The sequence below is a fragment of the Streptomyces sp. JH002 genome, from assembly GCF_050916115.1.
GTDB lineage: Bacteria > Actinomycetota > Actinomycetes > Streptomycetales > Streptomycetaceae > Streptomyces > Streptomyces xiamenensis.
In genome coordinates, this window is record NZ_CP087989.1 from 3519105 (window position 1) to 3536447 (window position 17343).

Here is a 17343-nt window from a genome sequence, read left to right on the forward strand (position 1 = left end):
CGTTCGCATCCCCTGTCCCCTTTGTCCATCCTCTCTCCACCCGTCCCGGATAGCATCCCGGCATGGGAAACGGCCAGTGGTTTCCGGCGGAGTGGGCGGGCCGGGTGCGTGAGTTCGTGCGCGGGGAGATCACGCCCGCCGTGCCCCGGCGGGCCGCCACCGTGCTGCTCACGCGGGAGGGGCCGGGCGGGCCGCAGGTCTTCCTGCTGCGGCGCCGGCTGTCCATGGGGTTCGCGGCCGGCGCGTACGCCTACCCGGGCGGTGGTGTCGATCCCCGGGACGCCGCCGCCGACGCGGTGGCCTGGGCCGGACCGGGGCGTGAGGAGTGGGCCGAGCGGCTCGGAGTGGACGCGGACGGCGCGCAGGCCATCGTGTGCGCCGCCGTCCGCGAGACCTTCGAGGAGTCGGGCGTCCTGCTCGCCGGACCCGACCCCCACACCGTCGCCGACGACACCACCGGCCCGGGTTGGGAGGCCGACCGCGCCGCCCTGGCCGCCCGCGAGCTCTCGCTCGCCGCGCTCCTCGCCCGCCGCTCCCTCGTGCTGCGCAGCGATCTGCTCACCGCCCGCGCCCGCTGGATCACCCCCGAGTTCGAGCCGCGCCGCTACGACACCTGGTTCTTCAGCGCCGCGCTCCCGGCGGGACAGCGCACCCGCAACGCCTCGACGGAGGCGGACCGCACCGTCTGGCTGTCGCCCGCCGAAGCCCTGGCCGGCTACGCGCGCGGCGAGATGGTGATGATGCCGCCGACCGTCGCCACCCTCCGGCAGCTCGCCGCCGGCCCGCACCCCACGCCCGTGGGGCCCGTCGAGCCCGTTCTCGTACGGCTGCGGACCGAAGGCCACCAGATTGTGCTCAGCTGGCCTGGGCATGACGAGTTCGAAAGGCGGATGGAGAGATGAGCGACGCGACCGCGCTGCCCGGCGCGCCCCGGATCGGATCACCGGCCGGCCCGGCCACCGAGCGCGCCACCTGCGTGCTCGCGCCGAACCCCTCGGCGATGACCCTGGACGGCACCAACACCTGGATCCTCGCCGAACCCGGCTCCGACCGCGCCGTCGTCCTGGACCCGGGCCCCGAGGACGAGACGCATCTGCGCCGGGTCGCCGAAACCGTCGAGCGGGCCGGACGCCGGGTGGCGTACACCCTGCTCAGCCACGGCCACCAGGACCACAGCGGCGGCGCCGCCCGGTTCGCCGAGCTGACCGGCGCCCCCGTACGCGCCCTCGATCCCCGGCTGCGCCTCGGTGACGAGGGACTGGCCGCCGGGGACGTCCTCACCGCGGGCGGCCTGGAGCTGCGCGTCATCGGCACCCCGGGGCACACCACCGACTCGCTGTGCTTCCTGCTGCCCGCCGACAACGCGCTGCTCACCGGCGACACCGTGCTCGGCCGCGGCACCACGATCATCGCCCACCCCGACGGCCGTCTCGGCGACTACCTCGACTCGCTGCGCGCCATGCGCCGGCTGACCGAGGACGAGGGGGTCCGTACCGTACTGCCCGGCCACGGCCCGGTGCTGCGCGACGCCCTGGGCGTCATCGACTACTACCTCGTGCACCGCGCCAAGCGCCTGGCCGAGGTGGAGAACGCGGTCGAGGACGGCTACCGCACCGCGCCCGAGATCGTCGCCCACGTGTACGCGGACGTGGACCGCGCCGTGTGGCCGGCCGCCGAACTCTCCGTCCTCGCGCAGCTGCAATATCTGCGCGAGCACGGGCTGATCCCGCCGGACGCCCCGGACGACGCCCCGCCCGAGTAGGGAGGCCCGCCGGCACCCGCGCCGCGCTCGGCCGGGGGCATGAAAAAGCACACCGGCCACCCGCGAGGGGTGTGCCGATGTGCTCAGCAGGTCCGGATCTGGATTTGTATCCGGGTCCGGGTCCGGGTCAGCGGGAGCGGCGCGCCAGCCGCTCGATGTCCAGCAGGATCACGGCCCGGGCCTCCAGCCGCAGCCAGCCACGGGCGGCGAAGTCGGCCAGCGCCTTGTTGACGGTCTCCCGGGAGGCACCCACCAGCTGGGCCAGCTCCTCCTGGGTGAGGTCGTGCACCACGTGGATGCCCTCGTCCGACTGCACCCCGAAGCGCCGCGACAGATCCAGCAGCGCCTTGGCGACCCGGCCGGGAACGTCCGAGAAGACCAGGTCGGACATGTTGTCGTTGGTACGGCGCAGCCGGCGGGCCACCGCACGCAGCAGCGCCGCCGCGACCTCGGGCCGTACGTTCAGCCAGGGCTGGAGGTCGCCGTGGCCCAGACCGAGCAGCCGCACCTCGGTCAGCGCCGTGGCGGTGGCGGTGCGCGGGCCCGGGTCGAACAGGGACAGCTCGCCGATCAGCTCACCGGCGCCCAGCACGGCCAGCATGTTCTCGCGGCCGTCGGGCGAGGTGCGGTGCAGCTTGACCTTGCCCTCGGTGACGACATACAGACGGTCGCCCGGATCGCCCTCATGGAAGAGGGTCTCACCCCGGGCCAGGGTGATCTCGGTCATGGAGCCGCGCAGCTCAGCGGCCTGCTCGTCATCGAGCGCCGCGAAGAGCGGGGCGCGCCGCAGAACGTCGTCCACGAGTTCTCTCTCCTTGTCGGCCAGGCCGTGAAGGGTCATGCACCCCTCATCATGCCGGACACCACAGCAGTGCTATCAGTCACAAGTTTGACTTACCGGGAAAGCCCGGACAGCGCCAGGGGCTGATTCGGGTGACGTATGGGGCGAGCGCCCCACGATTGTCGGCGTGGCCGTTTACGCTGGCCGGGTGGCCAACGGCCCTGTGCACGTACGGGGCTGGGCCACCCGGAGAGACCAGGAAGAGAGGCCGGGAGGGTGAACGCGACGGCGAATTCCGCTGATGGCGAACGCGGGGCGGCCGGGTCGGCGAAACCGGTACGAAAGCCCGCGCGCAGCCGTGCGGGCGGGCCGGCGGCGTCGGGAGGATCCGCCGGGGCGGGCGCAGCCGCCACCCCCGCGAAGCGGACGAAGCAGGCGAAGCCGGAGAGCCGTACGGCCATGGTGCGCCGGGCCCGCAGGATCAACCGCGAGCTGGCCGAGGTGTACTACTACGCACACCCCGAGCTCGACTTCGAGAACCCGTTCGAGCTGCTGGTCGCCACCGTGCTGTCCGCACAGACCACCGACCTGCGGGTGAACCAGACCACCCCCCGGCTGTTCGCCGCCTACCCCACCCCGGCGGCGATGGCGGACGCCGACCCGGCCGACGTGGAGGAGCTGATCCGCCCCACCGGCTTCTTCCGCAACAAGACCAAGTCGCTGATAGGACTGTCCACGGCCCTGCGCGACCGCTTCGACGGCGAGGTGCCCGGCCGCCTGGAGGACCTCGTCTCGCTGCCCGGCGTCGGCCGCAAGACCGCCCACGTGGTGCTCGGCAACGCCTTCGGCAAGCCGGGGATAACGGTCGACACCCACTTCCAGCGGCTGGTGCGGCGCTGGAAGTGGACCGAGCAGACCGACCCGGACAAGATCGAGGCCGAGGTCGGGGCGATCTTCCCGAAGAAGGACTGGACGATGCTCTCGCACCGGGTCATCTTCCACGGCCGCCGGATCTGCCACAGCCGCAAGCCCGCCTGCGGCGCCTGCCCGATCGCGCACCTGTGCCCCTCCTTCGGGGAGGGCGAGACCGACCCGGAGAAGGCGAAGAAGCTGCTCAAGTACGAGATGGGCGGCTATCCGGGGCAGCGGCTGAAGCCGCCGGCCGACTACCCGGGCAAGCCCGCCCCGGCGGCCGGCGGCGAGCCGGCCGGCTGAGCGGCCCTCCCCGTACCGCTGCCCCCCGCTCCACCGCGGCCCGCCACACCGCCGCTCCCCACCGACCGAGGCATCAGCGCCACCCGCCGCCAGCGAAGGGATTCCTCCATGACCCCGCGCGACGCCCGCCGCGCCGAGCCACCGCCGGTGCGGGTGAGCGCCGAGGGGCTGCCGTCCTGGCTGGAGCCGCTGGCGGAGGTGGCCGTGACCCTGCGGGCCGGGCAGCTCAGCCGCTGGCTGCCGCCGCCGCACGGCGGGCGGCCCTCCGCCGTCCTCGTGCTGTTCGGCTCCGGGCCGCACGGCCCCGAGCTGCTGCTGCTCGAACGCGCCTCCAGCCTGCGCACCCACGCCGGCCAGGCGTCCTTCCCCGGCGGGGCCCTCGACCCGGAGGACGGCGACCCGGCCGGCCAGGGCCCGCTGCGCGCCGCCCTGCGCGAGGCCGAGGAGGAGACCGGCCTCGACCCGGCCGGGGTACGGATCTTCGCCGTGCTGCCCCGGCTGTACATCCCGGTCTCCGACTTCACCGTCACCCCCGTCCTGGGCTGGTGGCGCGAGCCGACGCCGGTGACACCGGTCGACCCGGCCGAGACGGCCCGGGTGTTCACCGTGCCGGTCTCCGAACTGGCCGACCCGGCACGGCGCCGCAGCGCGGTGCACCCCTCCGGCTACCGCGGTCCGTGCTTCCTGGTCGGCGACACCCTGGTGTGGGGGTTCACCGCCGGGGTGATCGACCGGGTCCTGCATTTCGCCGGCTGGGAGCTTCCCTGGGACGCCGATCGGGAGATACCTCTGGCTCCCGGGGCATGAACTGCCCATACGTGAGAGCGTGTCGGGCATGAATATGCTCGACGTGCTGCTGCTGCTGGCCGCCGTGTGGTTCGCGGTCGTGGGCTACCGGCAGGGCTTCGTCGTGGGGATACTGTCCGTCGCCGGGTTCCTGGGGGGCGGACTCATCGCCCTCTACATCCTCCCCGTGATCTGGAACCGGATCAGCTCCGGCGCCGAACCCGGGCCGATAGGCGTCATCGTGGCGGTCGTCATCGTCATCGTGTGTGCCTGCTCGGGCCAGGCACTCACCACCCACCTCGGCAACAAGCTGCGCCGCCACATCACCTGGTCACCGGCCAGGGCGCTGGACGCCACCGGCGGCGCGCTCGTCAACGTGATGGCCATGCTGCTGGTCGCCTGGCTGATCGGCTCCGCGCTGGCCACCACCACCCTGCCCACCCTGGGGCGCGAAGTACGCACCTCCCGGGTGCTGCTGGGCGTCTCGCAGGTGATGCCGGTCGAGGCCGGAACCTGGATGAATGACTTTTCGGCCATTCTCGCCCAGCACGGCTTCCCGCAGGTCTTCGCCCCGTTCACCAACGAGCCGATCACCCGCGTCGATCCGCCCGACCCGGCACTGGCCGGCAGCCCCGTCATCGAGCAGGCGGCCGGCTCCATCGTCCGTGTCTCGGGCACCGCGTCCGGCTGCGGCAAGGTCCTGGAGGGCAGCGGCTTCGTCTTCGCCGAGGACAAGGTGATGACCAACGCCCACGTGGTGGGCGGGGTCACCGAGCCCACCGTGCAGATCAGGGGCGAGGGCAAGCTGTACGACGGCCGGGTCGTGCTCTACGACTGGGAGTCCGACGTGGCCATCCTGGACGTGCCGGGGCTCGACGCGCCGCCGCTGGAGTTCAGCGACCGCGACGCGCTCTCGGGCGACGACGCCGTCATCGCCGGCTTCCCGGAGAGCGGCCCCTTCGACGTACGGCCGGCCCGGGTGCGCGAGCGCTTCACCGCCAACGGCCCCGACATCTACCGCCGGGGCACCGTGAGCCGCGACGTCTACTCGCTGTACTCGATGGTCAGGCAGGGCAACTCGGGCGGCCCGCTGCTCACCCCGGAGGGCGAGGTGTACGGCCTGGTGTTCGCCAAGTCCCTGGACGACGACAACACCGGGTACGCGCTCACCCTGGAGGAGATCGAGGACACCATCGAGCGCGGCATGACCGCCACGGCGCCCGTGGACAGCCAGAACTGCGCGATGTGATACCGGGCGCACCCGCCCGCTCCCGTCCCCGCCCCGGGCCCACGGGCCCCGGCGGGTGGCGCTGTTCTTCCGCCGTGCTGTTCCCGGGTCCGGGCGGGCGGGCCGCGCACCCGCGCGCCGCCGTCCGTCACTCCGGAGTCAGGCCGCCTGTTGCTAGCTTCGCGGATGCCGCAGGCGCGCGCCGACCCAGCGGGCCCGACGGCGCAGGATATGCGGAAAGCCGATCGGCGGATCCGGGAAACCACCCCCCGGAAACCGCCGCACGGCGCTGCCCGGCGCCCGAGCGGCGGCTCCTTTGCCGCTGCGATTACGTGCCACGTCACGGTAGTCGTGCGTCCAGCCCATACTGGGCTCCCTGCCCGGGCCCCAAGGTCAGTAACCTCCCGGTGGCCGGGGAATCGGACTATGCGCCAGGCATGTGTGCGCGGAGGGCACGGGCCGTCAGCGGCGGTCGGGCTCGGGGTCCTTCAGCCAGTCGATGAGTTCGGTGCTGAACGCCACCGGATCCTCCTCGTGCGGGAAATGCCCCAGACCGTCGAACAGCCGCCACCGGTACGGGGCCTCCACGTACTCCCCGGACCCCGCCGAACTGCGCGTGCGCAGCACCGGGTCGAGCGAGCCGTGCAGATGCAGCGTGGGCACCAGCACCGGCCGCTTCATCCGCCGGTTGAACTGGATGCCGTCCGGGCGGGCGATGGAACGCACCATCCACCGGTACGGCTCTATGGCGCAGTGCGCCGTCGACGGGATCGTCATCGCCTGCCGGTACACGCGGACCGTCTCCGGCTCCGGCTGCCGCGGCCCGGACCACTCGGTGAGCATCGTGCCGACCGCCGCCGCGTCGTCCGCGATCAGCTGCCGCTCCGGCAGCCAGGGGCGCTGGAAGCCCCACACCGAACCGCTGGCCAGCGTCTGCTTCGGGTCGCGCAGCAGCGCCGAGCGCCAGCTGCGCGGATGCGGCATCGACGCGACGACCAGCCGCCGGACCAGCTTGGGCCGCATCACGGCCGCCGTCCACGCCAGATAGCCGCCCAGATCGTGGCCCACCAGCGCGGCGTCCGGCTCCCCGAGGGAGCGGATCACGCCGGTGACGTCCAGGGCGAGATTGGCCGGGTCGTAGCCGCGCGGAGTGCGGTCGGAGCCGCCGACGCCGCGCAGATCCATCGCGACCGCCCGGTAGCCGGCCTCCGCCAGTGCGCTGATCTGATGCCGCCAGGTCCACCAGAACTGCGGGAAGCCGTGCACCAGCAGGACGAGCGGGCCATCACCCTGCTCGGCGATGTGGAATCTGGCGCCGTTGGCCGCCACATGGCGGTGCGTCCACGGCCCGTCGCGCAACACGACCGCGGAACGGGCCTCGGAGTGTCCCTCGGAGCTCATACGGGCGTGCCGGCCTTGCCGTTCGCGGCGGCCCGCGGGTGCGGCCGTACCCCGGACAGCACGGACGCGGACTCCTTGGCCGAACGGATGGACCGTTCCGGCGGGGAGATCCGCTTGAACTTGGCCGCCGCCAGCGCGGCGAAGATCCCCGCGATCAGCAGGAAGACACCCGCCGTGACGAGGAAGGCGATGGCCGGCGGGGCACCCCACCAGGCGCGGATCCAGAACGCCAGGGCGATCGCCAGCAGCGGCAGCGCCACCAGCGCCAGGACGCCGGCGATGACACCCACGACACCGCCCAGTTTCACGCGCTGGACGTCCTGCCTGATCTCGGCCTTGGCCAGCGCGATCTCGTCATGCACCAGTCCGGTGAGATCGTCGGTGGCCGAGGCGACCAGCTCTCGCAGGCTGCGGCCCTCGTCGGCTGCGTCGCTCATCGCGTTCCCCTCTTCCCTCTCCAGGAGGCTCGTGCCGTTGCTGTGTGTGACAGTAGTGCGCGTGGTGCGCCGACGCCGCCCGAGCGGCCGTTTGACGCCCTGTCGTAGCCCTGGGGAGTGATCACAGCCGCCCCGCCCCCACTCGTTCGGCCCCCCTGCATGGTATGCGGGACAGGGCGCCCCACACGCGCGAGGGCGCCCGGCGGGTCGCCGGACGCCCTCGCGCGTCGCTCGGATACGGGGTGGGTCACTCGTCGCGGGCGGCCCCGGGGAGCTTGGCCTGGATCAGATCCATCACCGCGGAGTCGGTCAGGGTGGTCATGTCGCCCAGCTCACGGTTCTCCGCGACATCGCGCAGCAGCCGGCGCATGATCTTCCCGGAGCGGGTCTTGGGCAGTTCGTCCACCGGCAGGATGCGCTGCGGCTTCGCGATCGGCCCCAGCACCCGGGCCACGTGCTGTCGCAGCTCCTCGACCAGGGCGCCGTCCTCGTCGGAGGAGTCCACCGCGCCGCGCAGGATGACGAACGCGCAGATCGCCTGCGTGGTCGTCGGATCCGTGGCGCCCACCACGGCCGCCTCCGCGATCCGGGGGTGGGAGACGAGCGCGGACTCGACCTCGGTGGTGGAGATGTTGTGGCCGGACACCAGCATCACGTCGTCGACCCGGCCCAGCAGCCAGATGTCGCCGTCGTCGTCCTTCTTGGCACCGTCACCGGCGAAGTAGCGGCCGGGGAAACGCGACCAGTAGGTGTCCAGATAGCGCTGGTCATCGCCCCAGATGGTGCGCAGCATGGACGGCCACGGCTCGGTGAGCGCCAGGTAGCCGCCGGATCCGTTGGGCACCTCGTTGCCCTCGTCGTCCAGCACGGTGGCCGAGATGCCGGGCAGCGGGACTTGTGCCGAGCCGGGCTTGGCGACCGTCACCCCGGGCAGCGGGCTGATCATGATGCCGCCGGTCTCGGTCTGCCACCAGGTGTCGACCACGGGGGTGCGGTCGGCACCGATGTGCTTGCGGTACCAGATCCACGCCTCGGGGTTGATCGGCTCACCGACCGAGCCCAGGATCCGCAGGCTGCTCAGGTCGAACTGCGCGGGGATGTCGTCGCCCCACTTCATGCAGGTGCGGATCGCGGTGGGCGCGGTGTAGAGGAGGGTGACGCCGTACTTCTGCACGATCTCCCACCACCGGCCGTTGTGCGGGGTGTTGGGGGTGCCCTCGTACAGCACCTCGGTCGCGCCGTTGGACAGCGGTCCGTACACGATGTACGAGTGCCCGGTCACCCAGCCGACGTCGGCCGTGCACCAGTACACGTCGGTCTCCGGCTTGAGGTCGAAGACCGCGTGATGGGTGTAGGTGATCTGGGTGAGGTAGCCGCCGGTGGTGTGCAGGATGCCCTTGGGCTTCCCGGTGGTGCCGGAGGTGTAGAGGATGAACAGCGGGTGCTCGGCGTCGAACGCCTGCGGGGTGTGCTCGGCGGGCTGGCGCTCCGTCACCTCGTGCCACCACAGGTCGCGGCCCTCCTGCCAGGGGATGTCCTGGCCGGTGCGGCGCACCACCAGGACGTTGCGCACCCGGCCGGCCACACCGGGACGGGTGAGGGCCTCGTCCACGGCGGGCTTGAGCGCGGAGGGCGCGCCCCGGCGGTAGCCGCCGTCGGAGGTGATGACCACCTTGGCGTCGGCGTCCTCGATGCGGGCGGCGAGCGCGTCGGCGGAGAACGCCCCGAAGACCACGGAGTGCGGGGCGCCGATCCGCGCGCAGGCCAGCATGGCGACGACGGTCTCGGGGATCATCGGCAGGTAGATGGCGACCCGGTCGCCCGCTTGGACGCCCAGCTCGGTGAGCGCGTGCGCCGCCTGTGAGACCTCGCGCAGCAGCTCGGCGTAGGTGAGGGACCGTGAGTCGCCCGGCTCACCCTCGAAGTGGATGGCGACCCGGTCGCCGTTCCCGGCCTCGACGTGCCGGTCCACGCAGTTGTAGGCGACGTTCAGCTTGCCGTCCGCGAACCACTTGGCGAACGGCGGATTGGACCAGTCGAGCACCTCGGTCGGCTCGTTCTGCCAGCTCAGCCGGCGCGCCTGCTCGGCCCAGAACCCCAGCCGGTCCTCGGCGGCCTCGGCGTACGCCCCGGCGGTGACATTGGCGTCGGCGGCCACCTCGGCGGGGGGAGCGAACCTCCGCTCCTCCGTCATGAGATTGACCAGGCTCTCGTTACCCACAGTCCAGCTCCCTTGCGGCGTGGTCCCACTGCTGTGTCCCAGGGCACACCCCATCAGCACCACGTCCCTTTGACAAGGGAATGCCCCCCGAGTGCGGCGAACGGTCCCCACCCGGCGCCGAACGGTTCCGGAGACCGGTGGGGACCGCCCGCCGCGTGCCGCCCGCCGCCGGTCCCGCGGCGGGCGACCTGGCCGTCAGGCCGTCAGGACATCGGGCCGTACCGGGGTGAACACCGGCGGGCCCGCCATCGGGGCGCTCCCTTCGTGCTCCAGCACATAGGCCTGTGCCTCACCGACATGGAAGTACATCCCGCGCAGCGCCAGGGAACCCTCGGCGAGCCGCTGTGCCACGCACGGGTGCTGGGCCAGATGGTCCAGCTGCTGCACCACATTGGCCAGGCACAGCGTCTCCAACTCGTCGGCCGCCGGCCGCCCGGCCAGCATCGGCCGCGCGTCGTCCGGCGCGGTCAGCCGCGCCACGCTGGGCCGGCCGTGCCGCAGCCACCGGCCGAGCGAGTGGGCCCCCGGCACGGCGAGCCCGCCGTCCACGGTGGCCTGCAGCGCCTGCATCGCGCCGCACCCCGAGTGCCCGCACACGGTGATGGTCGGGACGCGCAGCACCGTCACCGCGTACTCGATGGCCGCGGCCACGGAGTCGTCGGAGGTCTCCGCGCCGGGCAACGGCACCAGATTGCCCACGTTGCGCACGGTGAACAGGTCGCCGGGACCGCTGGAGGTGATCATCGAGGTGACCAGCCGCGAGTCGGCACAGGTCACGAAGAGCTGCCCGGGCTGCTGCCCCTCGGTGGCGAGCCTGGCCAGCTCCTTGCGCACCAGGGGAGCGGTGTGCCGCTGGAAGTTGCGCACCCCGCCCATCAGCCGGTCGTCGTCGCGCCGCCCGCCCGGCACCTGGCCCTTGGGGGCCGGGCTGGCCGTGCACTGGTGGTTGTGCCACGGCGTCCAGGGCCGGCAGCGGTGGGAGGCCTCCGGCTCGGCCACCACCTGGCCGGAGCGCCCGGTGATCTCCACCGCCGCCCCGTGCGCGATGTGCGCGGTGCGCCAGTCGTGCAGCGTCTCGTACGCGGCGTGGTCCATGAAGGACCCGTCCAGCTCCACCGAGGCCGGGGCGTTCTCGGGGACCTGGGCCAGCGCCCGGCTGAGCCGGGGAACCGCGAGGAACGTCAACTGACCGCGTACCCGCACCAGGTGGCTGCCGTCGGGCCGCCGCTCCTGGCTGATCCGGGTCTGGGTGAGCCGGTGCAGCGCGATGGCCACCGCCATCGCGATGCCGATCGCCACCCCTTCCAGCACGCCCAGCAGCGCCACCCCGAGGGCGGTGGCCGCGTACACCACCACCTCCCGGTGCCGGGTGACGGTGCGGATGTGGGTGATGTTGACCATCTGGATGCCGACCACCATCACCAGCGCGGCGAGGGTGGTGAGCGGGATCTCCTCCAACAGGGCGACGAGCAGCCCGGCGGACAGCAGCACCCAGCAGCCGTGCAGTATCGAGGACCAGCGGGTCATGGCCCCGGCCGCCACATTGGCCGCGCTGCGCACCGCGACCCCGGTGACCGGCAGCCCGCCCAGCGATCCGGAGAGCAGGTTGGCCGCGCCCTGTCCGCGCAGCTCCCGGTCCAGGTTCGCCTTGGGCACCCGCGGCCCGCCCTGTCGCTGCCGCGCCGCGGCCAGCTTGTCCACCGCGACGGCCGACAGGAGCGACTCGACGCTCGCCACCAGGGTGATGGTGAGCACGGCGGCGATCAGGCCCAGCACCGGGCCCTCGGGCATCTGCGGCAGCGCGTGGCTGCTCCAGGAGGGCAGGTCGACCCGTTCGACCCCGGCCGAGGTGGCCCAGGTCAGCACGGTGGCCAGGGTGACGGCGGCCAGCGCGGCGGGGAACGCCTTGCGTACGGTGCCGCCGGCCCGGCCGGGCAGCCGGGGCCACAGCAGCAGCACGGCCACCGTGAGCGCGCCGATCAGCAGCGAGGTGGTGTGCGGCTGCGCCAACTGGCCGGGGAGCTGGGTGAGGTTGGCCAGCGCTTCGCTCTCCGGGCTGCCGCCCAGGACGATGTGGAGCTGGGCGAGCGCGATGGTGATGCCGATGCCGGCGAGCATCCCGTGCACGATGGCGGGGCTCACCACCAGGGCGGCTCTGGCCACCCGCAGTGCGGACAGGCCGAGTTGGGCGAGCCCGGCCAGTGCCGTGATGGCGCAGGTGACGCGCCAGCCGTACTGGATGATCAGCTCGGCGGTGACCACCGTGAGGCCGGCGGCGGGGCCGCTCACCTGGAGTGGGGCACCGCCCAGCCAGCCGACGACGATCCCGCCGACGGCGGCGGCCACCAGCCCGGCCTGGAGCGGGGCTCCGGTGGCCAGGGCGATGCCCAGGGAGAGGGGCAGCGCGATCAGGAAGACCGAGATCGAGGCCGGCAGATCGGCGCGCAGCACGGGGCGGCGTCCGCTCGCGGGCGGTGGAGGGGAAGGGGGTGAGGTGGATGAGGTGGGCGCGGGGGCGCAGGCGGACATTTCCGTCTCCGTCCAGGTCCAGTGTTCAGAACCGAGAGCAGCCACGCTTGGTGACGGTATGACTACTCTCAAGCATTGGTAAACGAAGAGTAATGCCGCGTAAAGCGAGTTTCTAGAGCAGATCCCCGATCAGCGGACAAGTTCCGCCTATTGAGTGAAGTAATCATAAAAGCCGCTTGTCGTACAAACATCTCACCGGATTTACGGAGAGGTTGAGTCCAGGTCGGACCACCCCGGCCACCAGGCACTCAGTACGGCGGGAGGACCGATGGCGGTCACACGCGGCACAGGCGGCACGCGCGATCCACGGGGCGCGCGGCGCACACGGCACACACGGCGCGGAAGGTCGGGGGCGGTGACGGGCACCGCGGTGCTCACCGCCCTGGTGCTCGGCCTGAGCGGCTGCGGAAGCGGCGACGGCGGCAGTTCCGGCACAGCCGCCGACCGCACGGGCGAGGAAGAGGGCGCCGCCGCCCGCGACGCCCCCGCCAAGATCGCCCCGCAGCTGATCGGCGACGGTTCCACCGCGTTCACCGGAACCCAGCCCCACCAGCCCGACGTGACCCGGCTCGAACCGGGCGAGACACCCCCGCAGTTCGTCGTCTTTTCGTGGGACGGCGCCGGCGAGGACAGCAACAGACTCTTCTCCCGGTTCCGCGAGATCGGCCGCGAGTACGACGCGCACATGACGTACTTCCTCTCCGGCGTCTACCTGCTGCCCGAGGCCGAACGCATGGCGTACCAGCCGCCCGGCCACTCCGCCGGCGCCTCCGACATCGGCTACCTCAAGGACGAGAACATCGCCGCCACCCTCGAACAGGTGCGGGGCGCCTGGCTGGACGGCAGCGAGATCGGCACCCACTTCAACGGCCACTTCTGCGGCCCCTCCGGCGTCGACAGCTGGTCCGCCCAGGACTGGATCAGTGAGACCGAGCAGGCCAAGTGGATGGTGCAGAACTGGAAGACCACCACCGGCTGGACCGACCTCGAACCCCTGCCCTTCGACTACGACAAGGAACTCGTCGGCGGACGCACCCCCTGCCTGGAGGGCCGCGACGCCCTCCTGGAGGCCGCCGGCGCACTCGGCTTCCGCTACGACTCCAGCGGCAACGGCAAGCAGGTGTGGCCCGAGCAGACCGACGGCATCTGGGACGTCCCCCTCCAGGCCGTCCCCATGCCGGGCCGCTCCTTCGAAACCCTGTCCATGGACTACAACTTCATGGTCAACCAGTCAGGGCCCAGCAGCGGCGACCCCGCCATGCACACCACCTGGGGCAACCAGATGCGCGACGGCCTGCTCGCCGCCTTCGACCGCGCCCACAACGGCAACCGCGCCCCGCTGATCATCGGCAACCACTTCAACAGCTGGAACGGCGGCGTGTACATGGACGCCGTCGAGGAAGTGATCAAGGAAGTGTGTCCGAAGGAGGACGTGCACTGCGTCTCCTTCCGGCAGCTCGTCGACTGGCTCGACGCCCAGGACCCGGAGGTCCTGGAGAAGCTGCGCACCCTGGACGTCGGTGAGCAGCCGGCCGAGGGCTGGCAGACCTTTCTGACCACACCCGCCGAGCCGGCCACCGAACCGGACACTCAGCCGACGGCCTGAGCCGCCCGTTCCTCCCGCAGCACGAAACCGGGGTCGACCTGCGCCGCCAGGTCGGCCCCGGTGCGCTCGTTGCCCCAGCTCGCGGCGTTCTTCAGATGGAAGTGCACCATCTGCTGCGTGTAGCGCTCCCAGTCCCGCCCCTCGTATGCCGCGTCCGCCTCGCGGTGCAGGACGGACAGCGCCGCCCGGTTGCCCTCCTCCAGCTCGGGGAACGGCCGCCGCACCCCGCGCTCCAGGGCCCGCACCCAGTCGGACTGCCCCAGCGTCACCAGCAGATCGTCGCCGACGTGCGCGCGCAGGAACTCCTCGTCCTCCGCGCCCAGCACCTTGTTCCCGACGACGCGCAGCGCCACCCCGAAGTCCCGCGCGTACTCCCGGTACTGGCGGTACACCGACACCCCCTTGCGGGTCGGCTCCACCACCAGGAACGTCAGGTCGAAGCGGGTGAACATCCCCGAGGCGAACGAGTCGCTGCCGGCCGTCATGTCGACCACGACGTACTCCTCGCGCCCGTCCACCAGGTGGTTCAGGCACAGCTCCACCGCCCCGGTCTTGGAGTGGTAGCAGGCCACGCCGAGGTCCTCCTCGGTGAACGGCCCCGTCGCCAGCAGCCGGACGGGCCGCCCGCCCGCGACGGGCTCCACCGTGCGCGCGCAGGCGGCGAAGACCGGGTTGTCCTCGTCGAGCCGCAACAGCCGTGAACCGGCGCCGGGCGGCGTCGTCTTGATCATCGTCTCGGCGGACAGGATCCGCGGGTTGTCGCCGCGCAGGTACTCCTTGATCAGCGGCAGCCGCCCGCCCAGCGGCGGCACCGCGGCCGCCTCCTCGTCCGACAGGCCGAGCGCCGGGCCCAGATGCTGATTGATGTCGGCGTCCACCGCCGTGACCGGCACCCCCCGGTGCGCCAGATGCCGGATGAACAGCGAGGACAGCGTGGTCTTGCCGCTGCCGCCCTTGCCTACGAAAGCGATCTTCATGTTCATTAGCGTAGTGGCCCGGCGACCCTTCGCGAGCCAAGCCCTAAGCTTCGGCACCATGCACGCCAACACCCCCGCCGACCCCCTCACCCCCCTGGCCGAACTGCCCGGGGTCCCCGACACGGTGGCCTCCGTCCGTACCGCCGTCGACCGGCTGTACGGCCACCGGGTGATGCGCCGCCGCGCCACCGAGGTCGCCGGCGAGGCAGCCCTGCGCGGCGCCCGCGGCTCCGCCGCCCTGTCCGGTGCCGACTGGGCCCTGGAAGAGGTACGCCGGCGCACGGACTTCGGCGACGGCGACCAGGCCCGGACGGTCGGCGCCGCGCTGCGGGTCACCGCCGAGGCGGGCGGCTGGCTTGAGGTGTGGCGCGCGACGCCGCTGCGCGTACTGGCCCGGCTGCACCTGCTGGCCGCCTCCGGGGGAGCACCGGACGGGGCGCCGGGGGAGACGATCGGCCGCCCCCGGCTGGCGGGCGAGACGGTCACCGAGCCCGCGCTGGCGGAGGATCAGATCCCGCTGCCCGGCGCCGAAGAGCTGGCGGCCCGGCTGGACGGCCTCAACCAGTTGCTGGTGACCGGCTCCGCCGCACCGGCCCTGGTCACGGCGGCCGTCGTGCACGGCGAACTCCTCACTCTGCGCCCCTTCACCACGCACAACGGCCTCGTCGCGCGCGCCGCCCAGCGCATCGTGCTGCTCGGCTCGGGCTTGGACCCCAAGGGCGTGGCCCCGGCGGAGGCCGGGCACGCCGAGACCGGAACCGAGGCGTACGCCCAGGCCCTTGCCGGCTACGCCTCCGGCACGGCGCAGGGCATGGCGGAGTGGATCGCGCACTGCGGGCGCGCCGTGGAACTGGGAGTACGGGAGTCGGTGGCCGTCTGCGAGGCTCTGCAGCGCGGAGCGGCCTGAGCCCGGGTTCCGGCTCCGGGACATGAAGCGGCGGCGCCGCTGTGACGCCGCGCCGCCGACCGACATCGAACGCCGAGTGAACAGTGCGTGCGCGACAGTTTGAGCCGATCAGGTGCGGGACTCGCGCCCCGTTCCCTGTGCGGCTGGCCCGGTTGGCGGGTCGGCTTCGCGTGGGTGCCCGGTGTTCATGTCACACGGTCCGTGGGCCGTTGTGAACGGGATCCTCTCGGATGCCGCTGGTTCACGGGCCGTCAATTCCTTTGTACTCCGTTCGGGGGCGAAGGGAAACCCGAATCGGCCCCGGACGGCCATTTTTTACTTTTCGCCCGGAACTTCACGAAACGCCTGAACGGCCCGGGCCGCTCGGCCGGCGCGGCGCCGGCCCACGTACCAGACCAGGCCCGCGGTGGCGGCTGCGGCGACCACCGCGGCACCGGCCGCCAGCGCGGGCCGGGTGGGCATCGACAGCGACGGGAGCCGCTGGCGCAACGGCACCGGGCGCTCGAACGCCAGCACCGGCCAGGAGCGCGCCGCCGCCTCCTTGCGCAGCGCCCGGTCCGGGTTCACGGCGTGCGGGTGACCGACCGACTCCAGCATCGGCACATCGGTGATCGAGTCGCTGTAGGCGTAACAGCGCTCCAGGTCGTATCCCTCGGAGGCGGCCAGCTCCCGGACCGCCTCCGCCTTGGTCGGGCCGTAGGCGTAGTAGTCGACCTCACCCGTGTAGCGGCCGTCCTCGATCACCATCCGGGTGGCCACCACCCGGTCGGCGCCCAGCAGCTGCCCGATGGGCTCGACCACTTCGGAACCCGAGGTGCTGACGATCACCACGTCCCGGCCCGCGGCGTGGTGCTGCTCGATGAGAGAGGCGGCCTCGTCGTAGATGATCGGATCGATCACCTGGTGCAGGGTCTCGGCGACGATCTCCTTCACCTGGGCTACGTTCCACCCGCGGCACAGCGCCGACAGATACTCCCGCATCCGCTCGGTCTGCTCGTGGTCCGCGCCGCCCACCAGATAGAGGAACTGGGCGTAGGCGGTGCGCAGCACGGCACGGCGATTGATCAGCCCGCCCTGGTAGAAGGAGCGACTGAAGGTGACCGTGCTCGACTTCGCGATGACCGTCTTGTCCAGGTCGAAGAAGGCGGCGGTGCGCGGCTGGGACAGGTTTTCCACCTGCCCGAGCATAAGGGGCCGCCATTCGGCGTACGCTGGGGCGCGTGGGTTTGCCTGAGAAGGCTCTCGGGTACACCATGGAAGTCACGGATCGTTCGCGACCGTGCTAACCCGGTCCGGCTCCTCCCCCCCGAGTCGGCCGTGGAAGACGACCCCCGCTCTCCCCCCCCGGCGGGGGTCGTCGCATGTCCGGGCCCGGTTACGGCGCCCACCTCGACCGATGCGCCCGCGTGAGCGCCGGGGCGATGGTGAATCCCCACTCCCTTAACCGTAGGTAATCGTCGTGCTGCGGTAAGCCTTTGGCGTGAGGTTCACCG

At 72.2% G+C, this 17343-nt stretch carries 15 protein-coding genes; 7 read left to right on the plus strand and 8 right to left on the minus strand.

The window, feature by feature from the left end:
* Nucleotides 1-62: 62 nt before the first annotated feature.
* Nucleotides 63-902, plus strand: a complete 840-nt coding sequence (locus tag H7827_RS15995; protein WP_432745994.1) for an NUDIX hydrolase — start codon at nucleotides 63-65, stop codon at nucleotides 900-902.
* Nucleotides 899-1762 (plus strand): MBL fold metallo-hydrolase, encoded by an 864-nt coding sequence (locus H7827_RS16000; RefSeq protein ID WP_432745996.1) that lies wholly within the window; start codon nucleotides 899-901, stop codon nucleotides 1760-1762. The genes H7827_RS15995 and H7827_RS16000 overlap by 4 nt, the downstream gene beginning before the upstream one ends.
* Before the next feature lie 127 nt (nucleotides 1763-1889).
* Here the strand turns inward: H7827_RS16000 and H7827_RS16005 are convergent, their stop codons facing one another.
* Complete coding sequence (locus H7827_RS16005; protein ID WP_030735429.1) at nucleotides 1890-2564, minus strand: Crp/Fnr family transcriptional regulator; 675 nt, start codon at nucleotides 2562-2564, stop codon at nucleotides 1890-1892.
* 255 nt (nucleotides 2565-2819) lie between these two features.
* Here H7827_RS16005 and nth point away from each other — a divergent pair, with 255 nt between their 5' ends.
* From nth to H7827_RS16020, 3 genes are all read left to right on the plus strand, one after another.
* Nucleotides 2820-3758: an endonuclease III gene (nth, locus tag H7827_RS16010; protein WP_432745998.1), complete on the plus strand. Its 939-nt coding sequence runs from the start codon at nucleotides 2820-2822 to the stop codon at nucleotides 3756-3758.
* A 108-nt stretch (nucleotides 3759-3866) separates the two neighbouring features.
* Nucleotides 3867-4565: an NUDIX hydrolase gene (locus tag H7827_RS16015; RefSeq protein WP_386538510.1), complete on the plus strand. Its 699-nt coding sequence runs from the start codon at nucleotides 3867-3869 to the stop codon at nucleotides 4563-4565.
* A 28-nt stretch (nucleotides 4566-4593) separates the two neighbouring features.
* Nucleotides 4594-5793 carry a MarP family serine protease gene (locus H7827_RS16020; RefSeq protein ID WP_386538512.1) on the plus strand — a complete coding sequence of 400 codons (1200 nt, stop codon included), beginning with the start codon at nucleotides 4594-4596 and terminating at the stop codon, nucleotides 5791-5793.
* A gap of 153 nt (nucleotides 5794-5946) precedes the next feature.
* Here the strand turns inward: H7827_RS16020 and H7827_RS16025 are convergent, their stop codons facing one another.
* The 5 genes from H7827_RS16025 to H7827_RS16045 form a co-directional block, all read right to left on the minus strand.
* Nucleotides 5947-6138 carry a hypothetical protein gene (locus H7827_RS16025; protein ID WP_078635671.1) on the minus strand — a complete coding sequence of 64 codons (192 nt, stop codon included), beginning with the start codon at nucleotides 6136-6138 and terminating at the stop codon, nucleotides 5947-5949.
* Between the two features lie 96 nt (nucleotides 6139-6234).
* On the minus strand, nucleotides 6235-7173 hold the full coding sequence (locus H7827_RS16030) for an alpha/beta fold hydrolase (RefSeq protein WP_375878281.1): 939 nt from the start codon (nucleotides 7171-7173) through the stop codon (nucleotides 6235-6237).
* Entirely contained in the window at nucleotides 7170-7610 is a 441-nt protein-coding gene (locus H7827_RS16035) for a phage holin family protein (RefSeq protein ID WP_030735420.1), read from the minus strand. Before H7827_RS16035 ends, H7827_RS16030 begins: the two co-directional genes overlap by 4 nt.
* Nucleotides 7611-7857: 247 nt before the next feature.
* Nucleotides 7858-9831: an acetate--CoA ligase gene (gene acs / locus H7827_RS16040; protein WP_432746001.1), complete on the minus strand. Its 1974-nt coding sequence runs from the start codon at nucleotides 9829-9831 to the stop codon at nucleotides 7858-7860.
* Between the two features lie 195 nt (nucleotides 9832-10026).
* Entirely contained in the window at nucleotides 10027-12360 is a 2334-nt protein-coding gene (locus tag H7827_RS16045) for a SulP family inorganic anion transporter (protein ID WP_386540809.1), read from the minus strand.
* A 268-nt stretch (nucleotides 12361-12628) separates the two neighbouring features.
* On the opposite strand from H7827_RS16045, the gene H7827_RS16050 reads away from it, so the two are divergent.
* A complete protein-coding gene (locus tag H7827_RS16050; protein ID WP_432746004.1) occupies nucleotides 12629-13966 on the plus strand; it encodes a hypothetical protein in 1338 nt (445 codons plus the stop codon).
* Here H7827_RS16050 and H7827_RS16055 read toward each other — a convergent pair.
* Nucleotides 13951-14943, minus strand: a complete 993-nt coding sequence (locus H7827_RS16055) for an ATP-binding protein (protein ID WP_375878285.1) — start codon at nucleotides 14941-14943, stop codon at nucleotides 13951-13953. The two genes, H7827_RS16050 and H7827_RS16055, sit on opposite strands and share 16 nt — an antisense overlap.
* Before the next feature lie 58 nt (nucleotides 14944-15001).
* Between H7827_RS16055 and H7827_RS16060 the strand changes: the two genes are divergently transcribed.
* Entirely contained in the window at nucleotides 15002-15850 is an 849-nt protein-coding gene (locus tag H7827_RS16060) for an oxidoreductase (RefSeq protein WP_432746006.1), read from the plus strand.
* A gap of 315 nt (nucleotides 15851-16165) precedes the next feature.
* On the opposite strand, the gene H7827_RS16065 is transcribed toward H7827_RS16060, so the two are convergent.
* Complete coding sequence (locus H7827_RS16065; RefSeq protein WP_432746008.1) at nucleotides 16166-17038, minus strand: HAD family hydrolase; 873 nt, start codon at nucleotides 17036-17038, stop codon at nucleotides 16166-16168.
* Nucleotides 17039-17343: the final 305 nt, after the last annotated feature.

Coding starts and splice junctions, on each gene's coding strand:
- H7827_RS16060 (WP_432746006.1), top strand. CDS start 15,002: ATGCACGCCAACACCCCCGCCGACCCCCTCACCCCCCTGGCCGAACTG.
- H7827_RS16035 (WP_030735420.1), bottom strand. CDS start 7,610: ATGAGCGACGCAGCCGACGAGGGCCGCAGCCTGCGAGAGCTGGTCGCC.
- H7827_RS16045 (WP_386540809.1), bottom strand. CDS start 12,360: ATGTCCGCCTGCGCCCCCGCGCCCACCTCATCCACCTCACCCCCTTCC.
- H7827_RS16025 (WP_078635671.1), bottom strand. CDS start 6,138: ATGGGCTGGACGCACGACTACCGTGACGTGGCACGTAATCGCAGCGGC.
- H7827_RS16055 (WP_375878285.1), bottom strand. CDS start 14,943: ATGAAGATCGCTTTCGTAGGCAAGGGCGGCAGCGGCAAGACCACGCTG.
- H7827_RS16065 (WP_432746008.1), bottom strand. CDS start 17,038: ATGCTCGGGCAGGTGGAAAACCTGTCCCAGCCGCGCACCGCCGCCTTC.
- H7827_RS16000 (WP_432745996.1), top strand. CDS start 899: ATGAGCGACGCGACCGCGCTGCCCGGCGCGCCCCGGATCGGATCACCG.
- H7827_RS16020 (WP_386538512.1), top strand. CDS start 4,594: ATGAATATGCTCGACGTGCTGCTGCTGCTGGCCGCCGTGTGGTTCGCG.
- H7827_RS15995 (WP_432745994.1), top strand. CDS start 63: ATGGGAAACGGCCAGTGGTTTCCGGCGGAGTGGGCGGGCCGGGTGCGT.
- H7827_RS16015 (WP_386538510.1), top strand. CDS start 3,867: ATGACCCCGCGCGACGCCCGCCGCGCCGAGCCACCGCCGGTGCGGGTG.
- H7827_RS16050 (WP_432746004.1), top strand. CDS start 12,629: ATGGCGGTCACACGCGGCACAGGCGGCACGCGCGATCCACGGGGCGCG.
- H7827_RS16030 (WP_375878281.1), bottom strand. CDS start 7,173: ATGAGCTCCGAGGGACACTCCGAGGCCCGTTCCGCGGTCGTGTTGCGC.